16 protein-coding genes are annotated in these 20,186 nt (G+C 65.9%); 5 read left to right on the forward strand and 11 right to left on the reverse strand.

Features of this window, described 5'->3' with window-relative positions; all coding sequences use genetic code 11:
* Positions 1 to 2: 2 nt before the first annotated feature.
* From AC07OH_RS07010 to AC07OH_RS07060, 11 genes are all read right to left on the reverse strand, one after another.
* Positions 3 to 1,478: a M20 family peptidase gene (locus AC07OH_RS07010; RefSeq protein WP_495300094.1), complete on the reverse strand. Its 1,476-nt coding sequence runs from the start codon at positions 1,476 to 1,478 to the stop codon at positions 3 to 5.
* Positions 1,479 to 1,506: 28 nt separating this feature from the next.
* Positions 1,507 to 3,609, reverse strand: a complete 2,103-nt coding sequence (locus AC07OH_RS07015; protein ID WP_495300095.1) for a 3-hydroxyacyl-CoA dehydrogenase NAD-binding domain-containing protein — start codon at positions 3,607 to 3,609, stop codon at positions 1,507 to 1,509.
* 237 nt (positions 3,610 to 3,846) lie between these two features.
* Positions 3,847 to 4,542, reverse strand: coding sequence for an ABC transporter ATP-binding protein (locus AC07OH_RS07020; RefSeq protein WP_495300096.1), 696 nt, complete (start codon positions 4,540 to 4,542; stop codon positions 3,847 to 3,849).
* Between the two features lies 1 nt (position 4,543).
* Positions 4,544 to 5,320 (reverse strand): ABC transporter ATP-binding protein, encoded by a 777-nt coding sequence (locus AC07OH_RS07025; RefSeq protein ID WP_070060676.1) that lies wholly within the window; start codon positions 5,318 to 5,320, stop codon positions 4,544 to 4,546.
* A complete protein-coding gene (locus tag AC07OH_RS07030; RefSeq protein WP_495300097.1) occupies positions 5,321 to 6,646 on the reverse strand; it encodes a branched-chain amino acid ABC transporter permease in 1,326 nt (441 codons plus the stop codon). It abuts the gene before it with no gap.
* A gap of 4 nt (positions 6,647 to 6,650) precedes the next feature.
* A complete protein-coding gene (locus AC07OH_RS07035; protein ID WP_062471309.1) occupies positions 6,651 to 7,604 on the reverse strand; it encodes a branched-chain amino acid ABC transporter permease in 954 nt (317 codons plus the stop codon).
* Positions 7,605 to 7,687: 83 nt separating this feature from the next.
* On the reverse strand, positions 7,688 to 8,929 hold the full coding sequence (locus AC07OH_RS07040) for a branched-chain amino acid ABC transporter substrate-binding protein (RefSeq protein ID WP_139701582.1): 1,242 nt from the start codon (positions 8,927 to 8,929) through the stop codon (positions 7,688 to 7,690).
* Positions 8,930 to 9,130: 201 nt separating this feature from the next.
* On the reverse strand, positions 9,131 to 10,360 hold the full coding sequence (locus AC07OH_RS07045) for a branched-chain amino acid ABC transporter substrate-binding protein (RefSeq protein WP_495300098.1): 1,230 nt from the start codon (positions 10,358 to 10,360) through the stop codon (positions 9,131 to 9,133).
* A gap of 141 nt (positions 10,361 to 10,501) precedes the next feature.
* A complete protein-coding gene (locus AC07OH_RS07050; protein WP_495300099.1) occupies positions 10,502 to 12,145 on the reverse strand; it encodes a 3-(methylthio)propionyl-CoA ligase in 1,644 nt (547 codons plus the stop codon).
* 114 nt (positions 12,146 to 12,259) lie between these two features.
* The gene (locus AC07OH_RS07055) at positions 12,260 to 14,146 is read right to left on the reverse strand and encodes a CocE/NonD family hydrolase (protein ID WP_495300100.1); all 1,887 of its coding nucleotides are present in this window, start codon (positions 14,144 to 14,146) and stop codon (positions 12,260 to 12,262) included.
* A gap of 90 nt (positions 14,147 to 14,236) precedes the next feature.
* Positions 14,237 to 16,069, reverse strand: a complete 1,833-nt coding sequence (locus tag AC07OH_RS07060) for a carboxylesterase/lipase family protein (RefSeq protein WP_495300101.1) — start codon at positions 16,067 to 16,069, stop codon at positions 14,237 to 14,239.
* A gap of 149 nt (positions 16,070 to 16,218) precedes the next feature.
* Here AC07OH_RS07060 and AC07OH_RS07065 point away from each other — a divergent pair, with 149 nt between their 5' ends.
* The 5 genes from AC07OH_RS07065 (at position 16,219) to AC07OH_RS07085 (ending at position 20,086) form a co-directional block, all read left to right on the forward strand.
* The gene (locus tag AC07OH_RS07065) at positions 16,219 to 17,310 is read left to right on the forward strand and encodes an AraC family transcriptional regulator (RefSeq protein WP_495300966.1); all 1,092 of its coding nucleotides are present in this window, start codon (positions 16,219 to 16,221) and stop codon (positions 17,308 to 17,310) included.
* Positions 17,311 to 17,383: 73 nt separating this feature from the next.
* A complete protein-coding gene (locus tag AC07OH_RS07070; RefSeq protein ID WP_495300102.1) occupies positions 17,384 to 18,865 on the forward strand; it encodes a protein adenylyltransferase SelO in 1,482 nt (493 codons plus the stop codon).
* Positions 18,862 to 19,272 (forward strand): peptide-methionine (R)-S-oxide reductase MsrB, encoded by a 411-nt coding sequence (gene msrB, locus AC07OH_RS07075; protein ID WP_062471289.1) that lies wholly within the window; start codon positions 18,862 to 18,864, stop codon positions 19,270 to 19,272. Before AC07OH_RS07070 ends, msrB begins: the two co-directional genes overlap by 4 nt.
* Entirely contained in the window at positions 19,269 to 19,808 is a 540-nt protein-coding gene (locus tag AC07OH_RS07080; RefSeq protein ID WP_062471286.1) for a septation protein A, read from the forward strand. Before msrB ends, AC07OH_RS07080 begins: the two co-directional genes overlap by 4 nt.
* Entirely contained in the window at positions 19,805 to 20,086 is a 282-nt protein-coding gene (locus AC07OH_RS07085) for a BolA family protein (RefSeq protein WP_495300103.1), read from the forward strand. Before AC07OH_RS07080 ends, AC07OH_RS07085 begins: the two co-directional genes overlap by 4 nt.
* Positions 20,087 to 20,186: the final 100 nt, after the last annotated feature.

Genomic DNA, 20,186 nt, shown 5'->3' on the forward strand with positions numbered 1-20,186 from the left:
CGTCATTGCGCCGGAGCAGCGTTGGTGTTGCTCAGGAGCTGGTGATAGAAGCCGATCATCTCGCCGTAGTTCGAGATGGCCAGGCGTTCGTTGTTGCCATGGAAGCGCGCCAGGTCTTCGCTCTTCACGCGGAACGGCGAGAAGCGGAAGACAGCGTCGCTCACGAGGCTGAAGTGGCGCGAATCGGTGGCGGCGGTCATGAGGCCGGGCGCCACCACGGCATCGGGGAAGCTCTGGCGCACCGCCTGCTGGATCGCGCGGTAGCCGGTGCTGTCGGTGGGCGACACGGGCGACGGCTCCGAGTTGCCGGGGTACTGCTTGATCTTGATGTCGTCGTTGGCCAGCGTCTTGCGCAGGTGCGCCTCGACGCTCGCGATGCTGTCGCCCGGCAGGATGCGGAAGTTGACGGCCGCCTCGGCGCGGCCGGGCAGCACGTTGTCCTTGTTGCCGGCGCGCACGATGGTCAGCGCCGTGGTCGTGCGCAGCATGGCGTTGCTGCTCGGGCTCTTCTCGAGCTGGCCGCGCACCAGCGACTCGGTGAGCCACAGGTTGGACAGCATCACGCGATTGACGCCGCTCATCTCGGGCGCGAGCGCACCGAACATCTGGTCGGCCACGCCCTGGATGCCGCCGGGCATCGGGTTGGCTTCGAGCCGGGCCAATGCGGCGCTCATGCTGCCGATGGCGCTGTGTTGCGGCGGCATCGACGAATGGCCGGGGGCGGTGTCGAGCGACAGGAAGAAGGTGCCGTAGCCCTTCTCGGCCAGGCCGATGAGCGCCGCGGGCTTCGAGAGACCGGGCAGCACGCCGTCGAGCACCAGCAGACCTTCGTCGAGCACCCAGTCCAGGCGTACATTGCGCGACTTGAGCAGTTCGGCGATGGGCAGCGCGCCGCGCAGGCCGCTCACCTCTTCGTCGTCGCCCATCACCAGGTAGACGGTCTGCTTCGGCTTGAAGCCGGCGCCGATGAGCAGCTCGATGGCTTCCATCTGCGCGAAAAGATTGCTCTTGTTGTCGAGCGTGCCGCGGCCCCAGACGAAACCGTCCTTGATCTCGCCGGCGAAGGGGTCGACCGTCCAGGCTTTTTCAGTGCCGGGGGCGATGGGCACCATGTCCTGGTGCGCCATCAGTGCGATGGGCTTGGCGGACGGGTCTGTGCCGGCCCATGTGTAGAGCAGTGCCTTGTTGCCCACGACTTCCTTCTTCAGGGTGGCGTGGACCTTGGGGTACTGCTGTTCGAGGTAAGCGTGGAGCTTGTCGAACTCGGCCGCGTTGGCGGCCGAGTCGTCCATGCTCGACACCGTGCGGAACGTGATCGCCGTAGACAGCCGCTTGGCTGCTGCCTGCAGATCGATGTCCAGCTTGGGTGCGGGCGCCACCGCGAGTTGCTGCGATGGCGTGGTCCAGGTCTTGACCGCCACGGCCGCCACGAGTGCCAGGAGCACCAGCAGCAGCCCGAGGAAGATGCGTTTCAACATGGGCGGTCTTGATCTGGGTTCAGTCGTCTCAGCTGAAGGACTTGCCTTCGGCCACCAGCTTCTGGATCAGCGGTGCGGGCTGCCAGAACTCGGCGTCGTCGCGCGGGTTCTGCGCAAAGCGCTTCATCGTCTCGGCCACGTTGTACAGGCCGACCTGCGAGGCGTAGTGCATCGGGCCACCGCGGTAGATCGGGAAGCCGTAGCCGGTCAGGTACACCATGTCGATGTCGCCCGACTTGGAGGCAATGCCGTCTTCCAGGATGCGCGCGCCTTCGTTGACCAAGGCGAACACCAGGCGCTGCACGATTTCCGTGTCGGAGATCTTGCGCGGCGTGATGCCCAGTTCCTTGCGGTGGTCCTCGATCATTTTGTTGACGAGTTCCGACGGAATGGCGTCGCGCTTGCCGGCCTGGTAGTCGTACCACCCTGCCCCGGTCTTCTGGCCGAAGCGGCCCAGTTCGCACAGCTTGTCGGCCGTGCGGCTGTACTTCATGTCGGCGCGCTCGACGGCGCGGCGCTTGCGGATCGCCCAGCCGATGTCGTTGCCGGCCAGGTCGCCCATGCGGAACGGGCCCATGGCGAAGCCGAACTTCTCGATGGCCTTGTCGACCTGCTGCGGCGTGGCGCCTTCGTCCAGCAGGAAGCCGGCCTGGCGGCTGTACTGCTCGATCATGCGGTTGCCGATGAAGCCGTCGCACACGCCCGACACGACGGAGGTCTTCTTGATCTTCTTGCCGATGGCCATCACGGTGGCCAGCACGTCCTTGGACGTGGCCTTGCCGCGCACCACTTCGAGCAGCTTCATCACGTTGGCCGGGCTGAAGAAGTGCATGCCGACCACGTCCTGCGGACGGTCGGTGAACGAGGCGATCTTGTCGACGTCGAGCGTCGAGGTGTTCGAGGCCAGGATGGCGCCCTTCTTGGCGACGCGGTCGAGTTCCTTGAAGACCTTTTCCTTGACGCCGATTTCTTCGAACACCGCTTCGATGATGAGGTCGGCGTCCTTGAGTTCGTCGTAGCTCAGCGTGGTGCTCAGAAGCGCCATGCGCTGCTCGTACTTGTCCTGCTTGAGCTTGCCCTTCTTGACCTGGGCTTCGTAGTTCTTCTTGATGGTGGCAATGCCGCGGTCGAGCGCCTCTTGCTTCATCTCGAGGATCTTGACGGGGATGCCCGCGTTCAGGAAGTTCATCGAGATGCCGCCGCCCATGGTGCCGGCGCCGATAACGCCCACAGCCTTGATCTCGCGCTTGGGCGTGTCTTCGGGCACGTCAGGAATCTTGCTCGCGGCACGCTCGGCCATGAACAGGTGGCGCAGGGCCAGCGATTCGGGCGTGAACATCAGCGCGGTGAAGAGACGCCGCTCTTCGGCCATGCCGTCGTCGAACTTCATCTTGGTCGCGGCCTGCACGGCGTCGACGCACTTCAGCGGCGCGGGGTAGTTCTTCGACATGCCGCCGACCATGTTCTTGGCGAACTGGAAGTAGGCATCGCCTTGCGGGTGCTTGCACGGCAGGTTGCGCACCAACGGCAGCTCGCCGCCCTTGGCAGCGACCGACTTGGCGAACTCGACGGCTTCGTCGAACACCGATTCGGCCGAGGCGGCCAGCTTGTCGAACAGCTTCTGGCCCGGCAGGCTGGCGAGCAGCTCGCTCTTCACGGGCTCGCCGCTGACGATCATGTTCAGGGCGGTTTCCACGCCGATCACGCGCGGCAGGCGCTGCGTGCCACCGGCACCCGGCAACAGGCCGAGCTTGACTTCAGGCAGTGCCACGCTGGTGCCCGGTGCGGCCACGCGGTAGTGGCAGCCGAGCGCCAGCTCGAGGCCGCCGCCCATGCACACGGAGTGGATGGCTGCGACGATGGGCTTGGGCGAGGCTTCGAGCGAGAGGATCACGCTCAGCAGGTTGGGCTCTTGCAGCGCCTTGGGCGTGCCGAATTCCTTGATGTCCGCACCGCCCGAGAACGCCTTGCCGGCGCCGGTGATGACGATGGCCTTGACGGCGCTGTCGGCATTGGCCTTGGACAGGCCGTCGGTGATGCCGATGCGTGTCGAGAAGCCGAGACCGTTGACCGGCGGGTTGGTCAGGGTGATCACGGCGACATCGCCGAGCACTTTGTATTCAGCCGTCATGCTGCGTTCCTTGGTGTGTGAAGAAAAAGAAGAAAAAGCACGAGTGTTCTTTTTCGAGGATTCTAGGCGTTTTGCGCGACGCAACAATGGCACGCAGTCGCTGTCGAGACAAGGCCCTCAAGAGAGGGCCGGACTTTCCAGGAACACCGCGGAACCGGCTTTGCCGGGCCGCAGGTGTTGCCCCCCTGCAAGGGGGTTGGCGTAGCGACACGAAGTGCGCGAAGCCTGGGGGTTTGCTTAAACCTCCAGCCACTCCCTGCGGGTATTGCCGTCTGCGCGCAGGCTGTCGGGCGTCCCGTCGAACACGATGCTGCCGTGACCCATGACGAGCGCGCGGTCCGAAATCTGCATCGCGATGGTGAGCTTCTGCTCGATGAGGAGCACCGAGATGCCCTTGTCCTTCAGCGTGCGCAGGTACTGCCCCACCAGCTCGACGATCTTGGGCGCAAGGCCTTCGGTCGGCTCGTCGATGATGATCAGGTCGGGGTCGCCCATGAGCGTGCGGCACAGCGTGAGCATCTGCTGCTCGCCGCCCGAGAGCACGCCGGCCTCAGTGTGCTGGCGCTCCTTCAGGCGCGGGAACATGCCGTACATGTCGTCGAACGACCAGCGGCTGCCCTTGCCCGAGCCCTTCTGCCCCAAGAGCAGGTTCTGGTGCACCGTGAGCTTGGGGAAGATGTCGCGGTTCTCGGGCACATAGCCGATGCCCATGTGCGCGATCTCGTAGGCCTTGCGACGCAGGATGTCGCTGCCCTTCCACTGCAGCGTGCCCTCGGCATGCACCAGGCCCATGATGGCCTTGGCGGTGGTCGAACGGCCCGAGCCGTTGCGACCCAGCAGGGCCACGATTTCGCCCGGGCGGACGTCGAAGGAAACGCCATGCAGCACATGGCTCTTGCCGTAGTAGGCGTGGATGTCGTGAAGCTTCAGCATGTCAGTGTCCCGCCCCTTGTGCATCGGCGACCGACGACCCGAGATACGCCTCTTGAACCCGCGCGTTGGCGCGCACGGCGGCGGGCGTGTCGAAGGCGATGACCTCGCCATACACGACCACCGCGATCTTGTCGGCCAGCCCGAAGACCACGCCCATGTCGTGCTCCACCGTCAACAGCGTCTTGCCGACGGTGACGTGCTTGATGAGCGAGATGAAGTGCGAGGTCTCGGTCTTGCTCATGCCGGCCGTGGGCTCGTCCAGCAGGATCACGCCGGCGCCGCCGGCAATCGTCACGCCGATCTCGAGCGCGCGCTGCTCGGCATAGGTGAGGTTCACCGCATGCACGTCGCGCTTGCGCTCCAGGCCGATCTGCTTGATGAGCTCTTCGGTGCGCGCGTTGGCGTCGTCCAGGTTCGAGAGAAAGCGCAGGAAGGTGTACTTGTAGCCCAGGCTCCACAGCACGCCGCAGCGCAGGTTCTCGAAGACGCTGAGCTTCGGGAAGATGTTGGTGATCTGGAAGCTGCGCGACAGCCCCAGGCGGTTGATTTCAAAGGGCTTCTTGCCGTCGATGCGCTGGCCGTTGAGCAGCACCTCGCCGCTGGTGGGCGTGAGCCGCCCGCTGATCAGGTTGAACAGCGTCGACTTGCCCGCGCCGTTCGGCCCGATCACGGCGATGCGTTCGCCGGCCTTCACCGCCAGGTCCACGCCGCGGATGATTTCGGTCTTGCCGAAATTCTTGCGCAGCGCCTTCAGTTCCAATGCGTATTGCGCGCTCATTTACGCCGCCTCCCGACGTTTGATTTCTGCTTCGATCTCTTCCTGCGCCTGGCCCCAGACCCGCACGAAGCGGCGCCGTGCCACCTCGAGCAGGCCCAGGCCCACGGCCAGGATCGCGATGGCGCCCAGCCAGCTGGTCACGCCCGCCGTGTTCAGCATGGTGCCGAAGAACTTCAGGTCCGGGCCCATCGCCGCGTTGAGCTGGATGTGATAGATCATCTCGATCAGCGCGGCAGCGCCGACCACCACCGGCACCAGGGCCACGGCGAGCGCGGCGTACAGGCCCCAGAAGCGGTTGAACTTGCCGAACTTGGCCACGCGCAGGTTCATCATGACCAGGCTGGCGATGCCGCCGGGGGCGAACATCACCATGAACACGAACACCAGGCCGAAGTACAGCTGCCAGGCCTTCGACAGTTCGGACAGCAGGATCGAGGCGAACACCAGCAGCACCGCACCGATGATCGGGCCGAAGAAGAACACCGCGCCGCCCAGGAAGGTGAACAGCAGGTAGCCGCCCGAGCGGATGGCGTTCAGGCTGTCGGCCGCGTTCACGATCTCGAAGTTGATCGAGGCCAGGCCGCCGCCGATGCCGGCGAAGAAGCCCGCAATGATGAACGCGAAGTAGCGCACGCGCTGCGTGTTGTAGCCGATGAACTCCACGCGCTCCGGGTTGTCGCGCACCGCGTTCAGCATGCGGCCCAGCGGCGTGCCGGTGAAGGCATACATGAGCGCGGTGCACACGAAGCAGTACACGGCGATCAGGTAGTACACCTGGATCTGCGAGCCGAAGTTGAAGCCGAAGAAGGTCGGGCCGTACACGCGGTCGGTGGTGATGCCGCCCTCGCCGCCGAAGAAGCTGGGGAACATCAGCGCCATCGAGGCCACGAGCTCGCCGATGCCCATGGTGATCATGGCAAAGGTGGTGCCCGACTTCTTGGTGGTCACGAAGCCCAGCAGGATGGCGAAGAACATCCCCGCCAGACCGCCGACGAGCGGAATGAGCACCAGCGGAATCGTCGGGCCGCCCTTGGTCGCCAGGTTCATCGCGTGGATGGCGATGAACGAGCCCAGGCCGGTGTACACGGCATGGCCGAAGCTCAGCATGCCGCCCTGCCCCAGCAGGATGTTGTAGCTCAGGCAGATGATGATCAGGTAGCCCATCTGCGAGAGCATCGTCAGCGCCAGGCTGCTCTTGAACAGCAGCGGCGAGATGATCAGCACCAGCGCGAACAGCGCCCAGATCAGGTAGCGCCCGATGTTCCAGGGCTTGAAGCGGTAGTACCGCGTCGGGGTCGTCGGGGAAGTGGTGGTTGCGGTGGTCATGGTGTCAGTCCTCCCGGGTGCCCAGAAGACCCTTCGGGCGGAAGATGAGGATCAGCACGAGGAACAGGTACGGCAGGATCGGCGCGACCTGCGAGATCGTGAGCTTGAGCAGCTCGTAGCCGAAGGTCTGGTCGGTCACGGCCACGCCCAGGGCCTGCAGCGCGGTGGCCAGCGAGTGGTCCAGCGCAACGGCGAAGGTCTGGATGATGCCGATCAGCAGCGACGCCAGGAAGGCGCCGGCCAGCGAGCCCATGCCGCCGACCACCACCACCACGAAGATGATGGTGCCGACCGAACCGGCCATGGCCGGCTCCGTGACATAGGTGTTGCCGCCGATCACGCCCGCCAGGCCGGCCAGCGCGGCACCGCCGCCGAACACCAGCATGAACACGCGCGGCACGTTGTGGCCCAGCGCCTCGACCATGTCGGGGTGCTTCAGCGCCGCCTGGATCACCAGGCCGATGCGGGTGCGCGTGAGCAGCAGCCACACGGACACCAGCATCAGCATCGCCACCAGCATGATGAAGGAGCGCGACTTGGGGAACTGCGTGCCGTACAGCGAGAACAGCGGCCCCTGCAGCGCCTCGGGCAGGCCGTAGGGCACCGTGGAGCGACCCCAGACCAGCTGGACCAGCTCGAGGATGAGGTACGAAAGACCGAAGGTCACCAGCAGCTCGGGCACGTGGCCGAACTTGTGGACCCGGCGCAGGCTGTAGCGCTCGAAGGCCGCGCCCAGTGCGCCCACCAGCAGCGGCGAGAGAAAGAGCGCGGGCCAGAAGCCGACGATGCCTGACAGGGTGTAGGCGAAATAGGCGCCCAGCATGTAGAAGCTGGCGTGTGCAAAGTTGAGCACACCCATCATGCTGAAGATCAGCGTAAGGCCAGAGCTCAGCATGAACAACAGCAGGCCGTAGCTGACGCCGTTGAGCAGTGAGATGACGAAGAATTCGACGTTCATCGGTCTTCCGTGTCGGTTGAAAAAGAAAGAGGCCCGAGTGTTGAAGTCGGGCCTCGACCGGTCAGTGAGCGATCAGACGGCGATCAGGAGGCGCCGCCGGGTCGCTTCATCTGGCACGAGGTGGGCGTGCTCGAGACGTAGGGCTCGTAGTACTTGACCGGTGCCAGCGTGTAGCCGGTGTTCTCCGGGCTGTACGGGCTCTTCGCGTCGGCCTTCTGCCAGCGCGTGATCCACAGGCCCTGCTGCAACTGGTGGTCGGACTTGCGCATCTCGACGTCACCGTTGAAGCTCTTGAACTTCATGCCTTCCATGGCGGCGGCCACCTTGACGGGGTCGGTCGACTTGGTGCGCACGAAGGCTTCGGCGAGCATCGCGTACACGGTGTACGGCGACGTCGTGTACAGGTCTTCGTTGAAGCGCTTCTTGAACTCGTTCATCATCGGCGCGATCGGGCCCGGCGCGTTGTAGTGGCTGTAGCCCACCATGTAGACCTTGCCGTCCGAGGCCGCGCCCATGGCGGTCGGCGTGCCGTTGGTCACGGCGTAGTAGGTGTAGAACTTGACGTTCAGGCCTGCGTCGTTGGCCGACTTGATGAGCAGCGCGAGGTCGGAGCCCCAGTTGCCGGTGATGACGGTGTCGGCGCCCGAGGCCTTGATCTTGGCGATGTAGGGCGCGAAGTCGCGCACCTGGGCCAGCGGGTGCAGGTCGTCGCCGACGATCTGCACGTCGGGGCGCTTGGTCTTGAGGTTGTCCTTGGCGTACTTCGCGACCTGCTGGCCGTGCGAGTAGTTCTGGTTGATCAGGTACACCTTCTTGATGTCGGCCTGGTCCTTCATGAAGGTGGTCAGGGCTTCCATCTTCATGGAGGTGTCGGCATCGAGGCGGAAGTGCCAGTAGCTGCACTTGCTGTTGGTCAGGTCGGGATCGACGGCCGCGTAGTTGAAGTACACGACTTCCTTGCCCGGGTTGCGGGCGTTGTGCTTTTCGAGCGCGTCCATGATGGCCAGCGCCGGGCCGGAGCCGTTGCCCTGCACCACGTAGCGCGCGCCCTGGTCCATGGCCGAGCGCAGCGCGGCGGTGGTTTCCTGCGGGCTGAGCTTGTTGTCGATGCCGATGACCTCGAACTTCACGCCGGCCACGTTCTTCTTGTTGAATTCTTCGGCCAGGAACTGGAAGGTCTTGAGCTGGTTGGTACCGACGGCCGCCATCAGGCCCGACAGCGGGTCCAGCCACGCGATCTTGACGGTCTCACCCTTCTGGGCAAATGCACCGGCGGCAGTTGCCGCGAGCACGGCGGCGGTAGCGATCTTCAGAGCGAACTTCAATCTATATCTCCTGGTCAAACCGATATCAAAAACGCTGCACAAGCGTACAAGTCTTTGCCACCCCACCCCTCAGGGAATGCCCGTAAGGAAGGGGCTGCAAAGGCACGTATCTATCGCGCAGGCGACAGTGCATTTCCTTCTTTTGCTACCCGGCGGTAGGTATCTTCTACCGATGGGTAGGAAATGCGTTCACAAAGACGCCTAGGGGCGCTTCATCTGGCAGGTCGTGGGCGTGCTCGCCACATACGACTCGTAATACTTCACGGGGACGTTGGTGTAGCCGGTGTTCTCGGCGTCGTAGGGGTACTTGGCGCTGGCCTTCTCCCAGCGCGAGATGTACAGCCCCTGCTGCAACTGGTGGTCGGCCTTGCGCATCTCGACCTCGCCGTTGAAGCTCTTGATCTTCATGCCTTCGAGCGCCGCGGCCACCTTGACGGGGTCGGTCGACTTGGTCTGCACGAAGGCGGCATCGAGCAATGCGAAGGTGTGATAGATCGAGGACTGCGTCAGGTCGTCGTTCATCTTCTTCTTGTAGCCGGTCAGCAGCCGCTGGATCTCGCCGCCCATGTTGTAGTGGGCATAGGCCACGGTGTAGACCTTGCCGGCCGAGGTGGCGCCCATGGCCGTGGGCGTGCCGGCGCCCGGCGCGTAGTACGTGAGGAACTTGACGTCCAGTCCCGAGTCGTTCGCCGCCTTGATGAGCAGCGAGAGGTCGGAGCCCCAGTTGCCGGTGATGACGGTGTCGGCGCCCGAAGCCTTGATCTTGGCGATGTAGGGCGAGAAATCGCGCACCTGCGCGAGCGGGTGCAGGTCGTCGCCCACGATCTGGATGTCGGGGCGCTTGACCTTCAGGTCTTCCTTGGCGAACTTGGACACCTGCTGGCCGTGGGAGTAGTTCTGGCCCAGGATGTAGACCTTCTTGATGTCGGCCTGGTCCTTCATCCAGGTGGTCAGCGCCTCCATCTTCATGGAGGTGTCGGCATCGAGGCGGAAGTGCCAGTAGCTGCACTTGCTGTTGGTGAGGTCGGGGTCGACCGCCGCGTAGTTCAGGTACAGCAGTTCCTTGCCGGGATTGCGCGCATTGTTCTTCTCGACAGCGTCGATGATCGCGAGCGCCGGGCCCGAGCCGTTGCCCTGGGTGATGTAGCGCGCGCCCTGGTCCTGCGCCGAGCGCAGCGCCGCAGTGGTCTCCTGCGGGCTCAGCTTGTTGTCGATCGCGATGATCTCGAACTTCACGCCCGAGGCATTCTTCTTGTTGAACTCGTCAGCCAGGTACTGGGTGGTCTTGAGCTGGTTGGTGCCCACGGCCGCCATGAGGCCCGACAGCGGGTCGAGCCAGGCGATCTTGACGGTCTCGCCCTTCTGGGCGAAGGACGCTGAAACGCTCACCAGCATGGCACAGGCTGCCACTGACTTGATACCGAAGTGCATGAAGAGTCTCCTGAGTGAAAGAGGCGGGACGCCAGCGTACAAGCGCCCTTTTCTTCGCCGCACAGGGAATGCCCGGAAGGAAAGCCGCCGGGGCGGCCTTCCTATCGCGTGCGCGACAGTGCGGGTGGGCTTTGCCGTGCTTCAGAGGCCCGGCAGCTTGTAGTCCTTGAGCAGTTCGCGAAGCTTGGTCTTGAGAATCTTGCCGGTGGCGCCGATCGGAATGGCCTCGACGAACACCACGTCGTCGGGGATCTGCCACTTGGCGGTCTTGCCCTCGTAGAACTTCAGCAGCTCCTCGCGGGTGACTTCGGCGCCGGGCTTCTTCACGACGGCGATGATCGGGCGCTCGTCCCACTTGGGATGGAACACGCCGATGCAGGCCGCCATGGCGATGGCCGGGTGCGCGACGGCGATGTTCTCGATGTCGATGGAGCTGATCCACTCGCCGCCGGACTTGATCACGTCCTTGCTGCGGTCGGTGATCTGCAGGTAGCCCTCGGCGTCGATGGTGGCCACGTCGCCGGTGGGGAACCAGCCCCGGCCCGCGGCATCGGCCACCAGCGGGTTGCCGCCCTCGCCCTTGTAGTACTCCTTGACGACCCAGGGGCCCTTGACCAACAGGTCGCCGTAGGCCTTGCCGTCCCAGGGCAGCTCGTCGCCGTTGCCGTCGACGATCTTCATGTCGACGCCGAAGATGGCGCGGCCCTGCTTCATGCGGATCTGCAGCTGCGCGTCGGCGGGCAGCGACAGGTGCTTGTTCTTCAGCGTGCACAGCGTGCCCAGCGGGCTCATCTCGGTCATGCCCCAGGCATGCAGCACCTCGACGTTGTAGTTCTCCTGGAACGCCGTGATCATGGCCGGCGGGCAGGCCGAGCCGCCGATGACGGTGCGGTTCAGCTTGCTGAACTTCAGGCCGTTGGTCTGCATGTGGCCCAGCATCATCTGCCACACGGTGGGCACGCCCGCCGCGAAGGTCACGCCTTCGGCTTCGATCAGCTCGTACACCGACTTGCCGTCGAGCGACGGGCCCGGGAACACCAGCTTGCAGCCCACCAGCGCGGCCGAGTACGGAATGCCCCAGGCGTTGACGTGGAACATCGGCACCACCGGCAGCACCGAGTCTTGCGCCGAGATGCGCATGACATCGGGCAGCGCGGCAGCGTAGGCATGCAGCATGGTCGAACGGTGGCTGTACAGCGCGGCCTTCGGGTTGCCCGTGGTGCCGCTCGTGTAGCACATGCTCGAGGCCGAGTTCTCGTCGAAGCTGGGCCAGTCGTACGCGGTGGGCTGCGTGCCCATCCAGGCCTCGTAGCTCACGAGGTTGGGCACGCCGCTGTCGGCCGGCAGCTTGTCGGCGTCACACAGTGCAACCCATTTCCGGATCGTGGGACAACGCGCATGCACCGCCTGCACCAGCGGCAGGAAGCTCAGGTCGAAGCACAGGATCTGGTCTTCGGCATGGTTGGCGATCCACGCGATCTGGTCGGGGTGCAGGCGCGGGTTGATGGTGTGCAGCACGCGGCCGCTGCCGCTCACACCGTAGTACAGCTCCAGGTGGCGGTAGCCGTTCCAGGCCAGGGTGGCGATGCGGTCGCTGAACAGCAATTGCTCGCCGTCCAGCGCGTTGGCCACCTGCCTGGCGCGCGATGCGATGTCGCTCCAGGTGCAGCGGTGGATATCACCCTCGACACGGCGCGAGACGATCTCGCCGTCGCCGTTGTGGCGCTCGACGAACTCGATCAGCGACGAGATCAAAAGCGGTTGGTCTTGCATCAAACCCAGCATCTACGGACTCCTATGTGAAATGACTTCAAAAAGCGTTGCGAACGAGAGATTCACGCAAGCTTCGGCCACTTGCACAATGACACAAACCCGCACTGCATGATTGAACGAAGCGGCTCAAGTGGGCGCCTTCGGACCGGTGCCCGCGGGCACCGTCACCACGTTGGCGCGGCACGGCTGGCGCAGCGTCTTGCCGCACTCGGGCCGGTCGGCCGCATGCGGGTAGGCGACATAACCCAGCACGATGCTCGACGCGTTCGCGCCCTGGTGCCACAGCGTGTTGGTCGAAGGCCTCGTGTCGTTGCCGAACAGCCAGAAGCCGGTCTGCGACGGCGAGTCCACCGTCACGCGGATGCTGGAGCCGGCGCGAAAGACGTGGGCGAACTTCTGGATCTCGATGCGCACCAGGTTGGGCTGGCCGGACTGCAGCGGTGCTTCCTTCGGTTGGGTGAAATCGCCGAAGGGGCGCAGCTCGGTGGAGCGACTGGTGTCGAGCGCCCGCTTGGAGGCGCGCAGCCAGCCGCGCTGCACGAACATCTCCTTGCCGTCGGGGCGCACTTCCGACACCGTGACCTGCAGGTCGGTGCTGTCGGCGGTGGCGCTCAGGTACAGGTCGGCCGAGCCTTCCCCGTAGAAGCTCAGGTCCTCGGGCAAGGCGGCGGTGGTGAAGGTGAGCTGGCCGTCCTTCTCGGCATCGGCCACGGCCTGCCAGCCTTCGGCGGCCGGGTTGTTCACCACCGGGCTTTTCGCCGGATACCGGTAGTCGGACGAGGCCGCGCCGGCGGTCGGCTTGGCATCGCCGAGCCCGCCGCCCGGCTGCAGCCACAGGCGCATCGGCTTGACCTTGACCGGCAGGCGGTCGAACTCGGCCACGGCCGTCTGCTTCAGCTTGGCGGCGCCGTTGATCGCCTTCTGGTCGGTCTGCTGCATTTCCTGCAGCAGGCGCACGTGCGGCTCCTTCTCGAAACCGTTGTCCTCGCCCTTCACGAAATGGGCGAGAAAGCGCTTCAGCGTGCCGTCGATGTAGTCGGAGGTGACGTTGGTGTGGTGGTCGCCGTTGGAGCTGATGAGCCACATCTTTTCGGGCGCCATGGTGTCTTCGTAGTAGCCCGAGCGCGGACCGATCTGCTCGTCCTGCCACGACTGGGTGCCCAGCGCGGGAATGTCGATCTTGCCGGTCTCGTAGAACGCGCTGCGCTTCACGTAGAGGCCGTCGGCATACGGGTTCTCGAGCCACTTGGTCAGGTCGAGATCGGGGCGCTTGAGCTTCTCGATGTTGTCGGCCACGGTCTTGGCGCATTCCGTGTCGCCGTCGAGCTTGGCGGCCAGCGCGGCCGCGCGGTTCCAGGTGGCCGGGAAGCCGCCCCACCACTGCGCGGGAAAGCCGACGTTCTTGATGCCGCCCGGGTAGCCCACGTCGCGGTACGGGTCGGTCACGTTCTTGCTGGGCGTGATCGCCAGCAGGCCCTTGGGCCGGTGCGCCGCCACCCACAGCTGGTTGTAGCCCGAGTACGAGTAGCCGATCATGCCGATCTTGCCGTTCGACCATGGCTGCTTGCCAGCCCATTCGAGGGCGAAGGCACCGGCCGCGCCGGTGCTGGCGTCGAAGACCTGGTCGTCGCCCGTCGAGCAGCCGGTGCCCGGCAGATTGAGGCCCATCACCGCATAGCCCTCGGCCAGCCAGCGCTGGCCGATGTTCGGGGCCGAGCCCGAACTGTAGCCGTCGTACTCGACCAGCAGCGGATAGGTGGCGTTGCCTCCGCTGGGCAGCAGCAGCGAGTAGCGCATCCTGTTGCCGTCGGGGAGCGTGATGTAGCCCCACTTGCGGACCGGGCCCGTCTCGGGCGTGACCGGCGGCTGCGCGGGTGGCGTTTCGGCGGCGGGCGGGAAGAAGCTGAACCCGCTGCTGCCCGACGAGCCGCCGCCGCAGGCCGCAAGGCCCGCCACGGTGGCAAGCAGCGACGCGGCAAGGTGCCATCGGCGGGGGTGCGTGGAAATTCTCAAGGTGTTGTCTCCGTTATCGTTTTTGGTTGATGGCATGCGTTGCCCGGGCGCGTCTCGGGGCGGGACGGCGATCCCCTGCGGTCCGCTGTATCAGGGCGCCGCGGTGATCTTCGTGGCGGTGGGCGTGGCGTCGAGCAGCAACTGCGAGGGCCACGTTCCCCAGGTGGCGCCGAGTTCGGGCGTGTTCGGATCGCCGTTGCGCATGAAGGCACCGACGCTGGCCATGACGGCCTTCGACAGCGCCACGCGCCCCTTCTCGTTGGCCTTGCCGCCCATCACGTTGCTGAGCAGCGAACCCTCGAAGTTGCCGAACACGAACGGCAGGTCGAAGGCGTGTGCGGCGCCGTACACGTCGTTCCACGGCGCGGCTTCCTGCGACCAGTCGAGGCGGTAGTGCCAGATGTTCGACTGGCGCGTCTTCATGGTGTTGAGCAGGTTGTCGCGATTGGCGCCAAACAGGCCCTGCGTGACGATGTCGGTCGCTGCGTTGTAGCCCGTGCCAGGAGTACCTACCGGAAGGTAGGATGCGTCGATGATTTCGTTCACCGTGAGCGTGGGGGCGGCGTCCGGGTTGAAGTTGAACATCATCGAGAAGCGCACGTCGTCCTTGACGATCCAGCCCGCCTTCAGGCCCGGGATGCCCAGCGATCCCAGCAGCGACGCAAAGAGCTTGCCTTCGTCGCGCGTGTTGCCCGCGAGCATGGGCACCTTGACGTACTTGTCGGCCGCGATGGCGGCGATCGGGTCGGCCGGCAGCACCGTGCCATCGGGAATGGGCGCCACGCTGCCCAGGCCGGCTGCGGTGACCTTGGTCAGCAGCGCCCCGCCCGCCTGCGCACGCATGTACTCGGCGATCTGCGTCGGCGTGCGCGTGCCGATGTACACCTTGGCCGCTGCGTCGTCGGCCACGGTGCCGTCGGCGACAAGCAGCTTTTCGAGGATCGTCTGGCCCTGCGTCTGCGACACCGACACCGGCTGCAGCGAAGGCAGCGTCCTCGCCGGCAGGTTGGTCGCGAGCGAAATGCCGCCACTCATTTCGAAGGCCTTGTGGAACAGGCCCTTGGCCATCGGCGAGGTCATCACCGCCAGCAGGTTGGTCGCGCCGGCCGATTCGCCCGACAGCGTGACGTTGCCCGGGTCGCCGCCGAAGTTGGCGACATTGCCCTGGATGAAGCGCAGCGCCGCCATGTTGTCCAGCAGCGCGAAGTTGCCCGAGTCGTCGCCCGCCGTGCCGCCCGGCCGCAGCTGCGGCATGTTCAGGAAGCCCAGGATGCCCAGCCGATAGCTGGCGGTGATGACCACCGCGTTGGTGGCCTTGGCCAGTGCCGCGCCGTCGTACAGCGGATCGGCCGTGTAACCCGAAATGTTGCTGCCGCCATGGATGAACAGCAGCACCGGCAGGTTCTTCTCGGTGGTGGCCGGGCGCCAGATGTTGACGAACAGGCAGTCTTCGCTGCCGACCGGCTTGCCCAGGTTGGTGCCGATGGTGGCGTCGTAGGTGTTGCTGGTGCCGGGGCTGAAGATCCGGCCGATCTGCAGGCAGGCGTTGCCGAAGGCCTTGGCCGGGCGGATGCCGGTCCAGGCCTCGGGCTCGACCGGTGCGCGCCAGCGCAGCGCGCCGACCGGCGGCTGGGCGAACGGAACGCCCTTCCAGGACCAGGTGCCATTCCTGGCGCTGTCGTCCACGCCCTCGACCTTGCCGGCCGTGGTCTGGCGCACCATCGGACCGTCGGCGGCGGGTGCCGGAGCGGGCGCGGGCGCCGGTGCTGGCGGCAACACGGGAAAGGCGGTCGCCCCCGACGAACCACCGCCGCAGGCCGCGAGCGCCGCCGCGGCGGCCAGCGTGGCCACCGTTGCAATGGCGCGCGCCATCGCCGTCTGTCCTGCCGCACCCTGGTTTTGTGCTGTCGTCGTTGTCTTCATGTTTTGTCTCCACACCGGGTTAATCGGAATGCCTGGCTCGGCGCGCGGCACCCATACTCCGGGCCGCCGTGCACTGGAAAAATTCTAGGAACCGGCCCCGTTTTCACTGCTATCGCAAGCGAGCCAATCGAATGACTTCAGAAGCCTCCCTGCCGCGCCATTCGCGCCGGCCGTCGCGCCGCCCCGGCTGTCCGCAGCCCGAGCTGCGCACCAGCTCGGCCGCCTGGCTGGAGGGGGTGCTGTCGATGTTCGAGGCCGAGGGACTGAACGTGCCCGCGCTGCTGCGCGATGCCGGCTTCGACCCCGACTCGCTGCACCGCCAGAACGCGCGCATCCCGGTCGACGAGATCTCCGTGCTGTGGCAGGTGGCCGTGGCGCACGCCGGTCGGCCCACGCTGGGCCTGGACCGCGACCTGGCCGCCACGCACAGCAAGCTGGGCACCGTGGGCCACGCCATGGCCTGCAGTCCCACCCTGGGCGCGGCGCTCACGCGGCTCACCCGCTACATGGCCGTGATCTCCGACGCCACCGCCTTCTCGCTGCAGTCCGACGCACGCGGCTGCTGGATGGTCATGGAGCACACCGGCGGCAGCCTGCCGATCCCGCGCCAGCGCGTCGAGTACGCCCTGCTGACCGTGCTCATGCAGTGCCAGTGGCTCACGCGGCGCGAGCTGCAGCCGCTGGCCATGGAGTTCGTCTATCCGCCGCCGGCCCACGACCGGCTGCACCGCGAGGCCTTCGGCTGCGAGATCCGCTTCAACGCGCCCGCCAACCGCGTGCTGCTGTCGTCGGCCGACATGACCATGCCGCTGCCCACCCACCACCCGGCGCTGGGCGAAATGCAGGAGCACCTGCTCGAAGACCAGCTCAACCTGCTGGGCCAGACCACCACCGCCAGCCTGGTGTGCGCCGAGATCGCGCGCCGGCTGCAGCACGGCGAGCCGCGCCGCCAGGACGTGGCCTCGGGCCTGGGGCTGGCCGACCGCACGCTGCAGCGCCGCCTGCAGGAAGAGTCGGTGTCGTTCCAGGCGCTGCTCGACCGCACCCGCCGCGAACTCGCCAAGCAGTACCTAGCCGAACAGCGCCACACGCTCGCGGACGTGGCCGACCGGCTGGGCTTCGTGGACGTCAGCAACTTCTTTCGCGCCTGCAAGCGCTGGTTCGGCCTGCCGCCGGCCCAGTACCGCGCCAGCCTCGCGCTCGACGGCGCCGGGGCGCTGCGCGGCGCGCTGCTGAACTGACCGACAGCCTCCACTTCGCGCGCCCGATGGCCTCAACGGCCTGGGGTTTCGCCCACTGCCGGACAATCCGGGCATGAGCTTGTTAGCCGAAGACACCCCGGTCGCCGACCTGGGCCTGCGCTGGAAGCCCGGCTTCTCGACGCTGGGCCCCGCTTTTTTCACCGAACTGCGCCCCACGCCGCTGCCCGACCCGTACTGGGTCGGCCACAGCGACGCCGTCGCCCGCGAACTGGGCCTGCCACCCGGCTGGCGCGACTCGGACACCACGCTCGCCGCGCTCACCGGCAGCCTGCCGGTCGCGGGCACGCGGCCTTTCGCCACGGTCTACAGCGGCCACCAGTTCGGCGTCTGGGCCGGGCAACTGGGCGACGGGCGCGCGATCCTGCTCGGCGAGACCGAGGGCGGGCTCGAAGTGCAGCTCAAGGGCGCAGGGCGCACGCCCTACTCGCGCGGCGGCGACGGCCGCGCCGTGCTGCGCTCGAGCATCCGCGAGTTCCTGTGCAGCGAAGCCATGCACGGCCTGGGCATTCCGACCACGCGCGCGCTGTGCGTGACCGGCTCCGACGCCCGCGTGCGCCGCGAAGAGCTGGAAAGTGCCGCCGTCGTGACCCGCGTGGCGCCGAGCTTCATCCGCTTCGGCCACTTCGAGCACTTCGCCGCCAACCAGCGCGAAGACGAGCTGCGCGCGCTGGCCGACTACGTCATCGACCGCTACTACCCCGAGTGCCGCACCACCGCGCGCTTCAACGGCAACGCCTACGCCGCCTTCCTCAAGGCCGTGAGCGAGCGCACCGCCGCCCTGCTCGCCCAGTGGCAGGCCGTGGGCTTCTGCCACGGGGTGATGAACACCGACAACATGAGCATCCTCGGGCTCACCATCGACTACGGGCCGTTCCAGTTCCTCGACGGCTTCGACCCGCGCCACATCTGCAACCACAGCGACACCCAGGGCCGCTACGCCTTCAACCAGCAGCCCAACGTCGCCTACTGGAACCTGTTCTGCCTGGCGCAGGCGCTGCTGCCGCTGATCGGCGACCAGGAAATCGCCGTGGCCGCGCTGGAGTCGTACAAGACCGTGTTCCCGAATGCCTTCGAAGACCGCATGCGCGCCAAGCTGGGCCTCACGGCACCCGCCGAGGGCGACCGTTCGCTGATCGAGGGCGTGCTCAAGCTGATGGCGGCCGAGAAGGTCGACCACACCATCTTCTGGCGCCGCCTGTCGAACCACATGGCCGACGGCAACGTGGAGCCGGTGCGCGACCTGTTCCTCGACCGGGCCGGTTTCGATGCCTGGTTGCTCTCTTTTTCAGAGCGCCATGCACAATCGCAGCGTGCCGAAGCGGCAAAATTGATGCTGCAGTCGAACCCCAAGTTCGTGCTGCGGAACCACCTGGGCCAGCAGGCCATCGAAGCCAGTCAGCAAAAGGACCACGCGGGTGTGGCAACCTTGCTGACGCTGCTCCAAACCCCATGTGAAGAACACCCCGGTGCCGACGACTACGCCGGCTTCCCGCCCGACTGGGCCTCCACGATCGAAATCAGCTGCTCATCATGACCACGCCCGTACAGAAAACCGACGCCGAATGGAAAGCCCTGCTCGCTGAAAAGGGTGCCGAACCCGCCGCCTTCGAGGTGACGCGCCACGCCGCCACCGAACGCCCGTTCACCGGCAAGTACGAAGCCCACTGGGACGACGGCACGTATCACTGCATCTGCTGCGGCGCCAAGCTGTTCGAAGCCGCCACCAAGTTCGACGCCGGCTGCGGCTGGCCCAGCTTCTCCGAAGAAGCGGTGCCCGGCGCCATCCGCAACATCGTCGACCGTTCGCACGGCATGGTGCGCACCGAGAACGTGTGCGCCAATTGCGGCGCCCACCTGGGCCACGTGTTCCCCGACGGCCCCACCGAAACCGGCCTGCGCTACTGCATGAACTCGGCGTCGCTCGACTTCCAAAAGAAATGAAACTGCTCCTCGACTTCTTCCCGATCCTGCTGTTCTTCGGCGCCTACAAGTTCGCCGACATCTACACCGCCACCGGCGTGCTGATGGCCGCCACCGTGGTGCAGATGGCCGTCATCTACGCCATGGAACGCAAGCTGCAGGCGATGCAGAAGGCCACGCTGGTGCTGATCCTGTTGTTCGGCACGCTCACGCTGGTGCTGCACGACGACCGCTTCATCAAGTGGAAGCCGACGGTGCTGTACGGCGCCATGGCCGTCGCGCTGGCGGTGGCGCTGTGGGCGCTGAAGAAGAACTTCCTGAAGATGCTGCTGGGCGCGCAACTCGAGCTGCCCGAGCGCATCTGGGGCCGGCTCAATGTGGCGTGGATCGGTTACTGCCTCTTCATGGCGCTCATCAACGGCTACGTGGCGGCGTACTTCACGACCGAGGCCTGGGTCAACTTCAAGCTCTGGGGCTATGTGTTCCCGATCGTCTTCCTGGTGGCGCAGGGCCTGTACATCGCGCCACACCTCAAAGAAGACAAGCCGACCGCATGACCGACGCCACCACCTTTCCCCTGCCCACCGTGGCCGCGCTCGAGGCGGCGCTGCGCGCGACGCTCGCGCCCACGCAGCTCGAAGTGATCGACGAAAGCGCCGCCCATGCGGGCCATGCGGGTGCCAACGCCGAGGGCTACGGCACCCATTTCCGGGTGCGCATCGCGTCCCCACTGTTCGACGGGAAGCCCCGCGTGGCGCGGCATCGCCTTGTGTATGATGCCCTCCAAGTTTTTATCGCACAGGGTCTGCACGCCATCGCCATCGAGGTGCTCTGAGTCGTCCAATCGGTTGCTTGCCGCGTTCGCCGCGGCCGCCCACCCTCTCCTTCTTTTCTCCTGATTCCTGCTTTCTTTCCCGCGCCTTTTCCTACACGCG

This window comes from Variovorax sp. GW821-FHT10C12, from assembly GCF_059415405.1.

Excerpts from the sequence above, each read along its gene's own strand:
- AC07OH_RS07050 (WP_495300099.1), bottom strand. The coding sequence starts at position 12,145 with ATGCTGGGTTTGATGCAAGACCAACCGCTTTTGATCTCGTCGCTGATC.
- msrB (WP_062471289.1), top strand. The coding sequence starts at position 18,862 with ATGACCACGCCCGTACAGAAAACCGACGCCGAATGGAAAGCCCTGCTC.
- AC07OH_RS07045 (WP_495300098.1), bottom strand. The coding sequence starts at position 10,360 with ATGCACTTCGGTATCAAGTCAGTGGCAGCCTGTGCCATGCTGGTGAGC.
- AC07OH_RS07080 (WP_062471286.1), top strand. The coding sequence starts at position 19,269 with ATGAAACTGCTCCTCGACTTCTTCCCGATCCTGCTGTTCTTCGGCGCC.
- AC07OH_RS07060 (WP_495300101.1), bottom strand. The coding sequence starts at position 16,069 with ATGAAGACAACGACGACAGCACAAAACCAGGGTGCGGCAGGACAGACG.
- AC07OH_RS07010 (WP_495300094.1), bottom strand. The coding sequence starts at position 1,478 with ATGTTGAAACGCATCTTCCTCGGGCTGCTGCTGGTGCTCCTGGCACTC.
- AC07OH_RS07020 (WP_495300096.1), bottom strand. The coding sequence starts at position 4,542 with ATGCTGAAGCTTCACGACATCCACGCCTACTACGGCAAGAGCCATGTG.
- AC07OH_RS07030 (WP_495300097.1), bottom strand. The coding sequence starts at position 6,646 with ATGACCACCGCAACCACCACTTCCCCGACGACCCCGACGCGGTACTAC.
- AC07OH_RS07035 (WP_062471309.1), bottom strand. The coding sequence starts at position 7,604 with ATGAACGTCGAATTCTTCGTCATCTCACTGCTCAACGGCGTCAGCTAC.
- AC07OH_RS07015 (WP_495300095.1), bottom strand. The coding sequence starts at position 3,609 with ATGACGGCTGAATACAAAGTGCTCGGCGATGTCGCCGTGATCACCCTG.
- AC07OH_RS07085 (WP_495300103.1), top strand. The coding sequence starts at position 19,805 with ATGACCGACGCCACCACCTTTCCCCTGCCCACCGTGGCCGCGCTCGAG.
- AC07OH_RS07025 (WP_070060676.1), bottom strand. The coding sequence starts at position 5,320 with ATGAGCGCGCAATACGCATTGGAACTGAAGGCGCTGCGCAAGAATTTC.
- AC07OH_RS07070 (WP_495300102.1), top strand. The coding sequence starts at position 17,384 with ATGAGCTTGTTAGCCGAAGACACCCCGGTCGCCGACCTGGGCCTGCGC.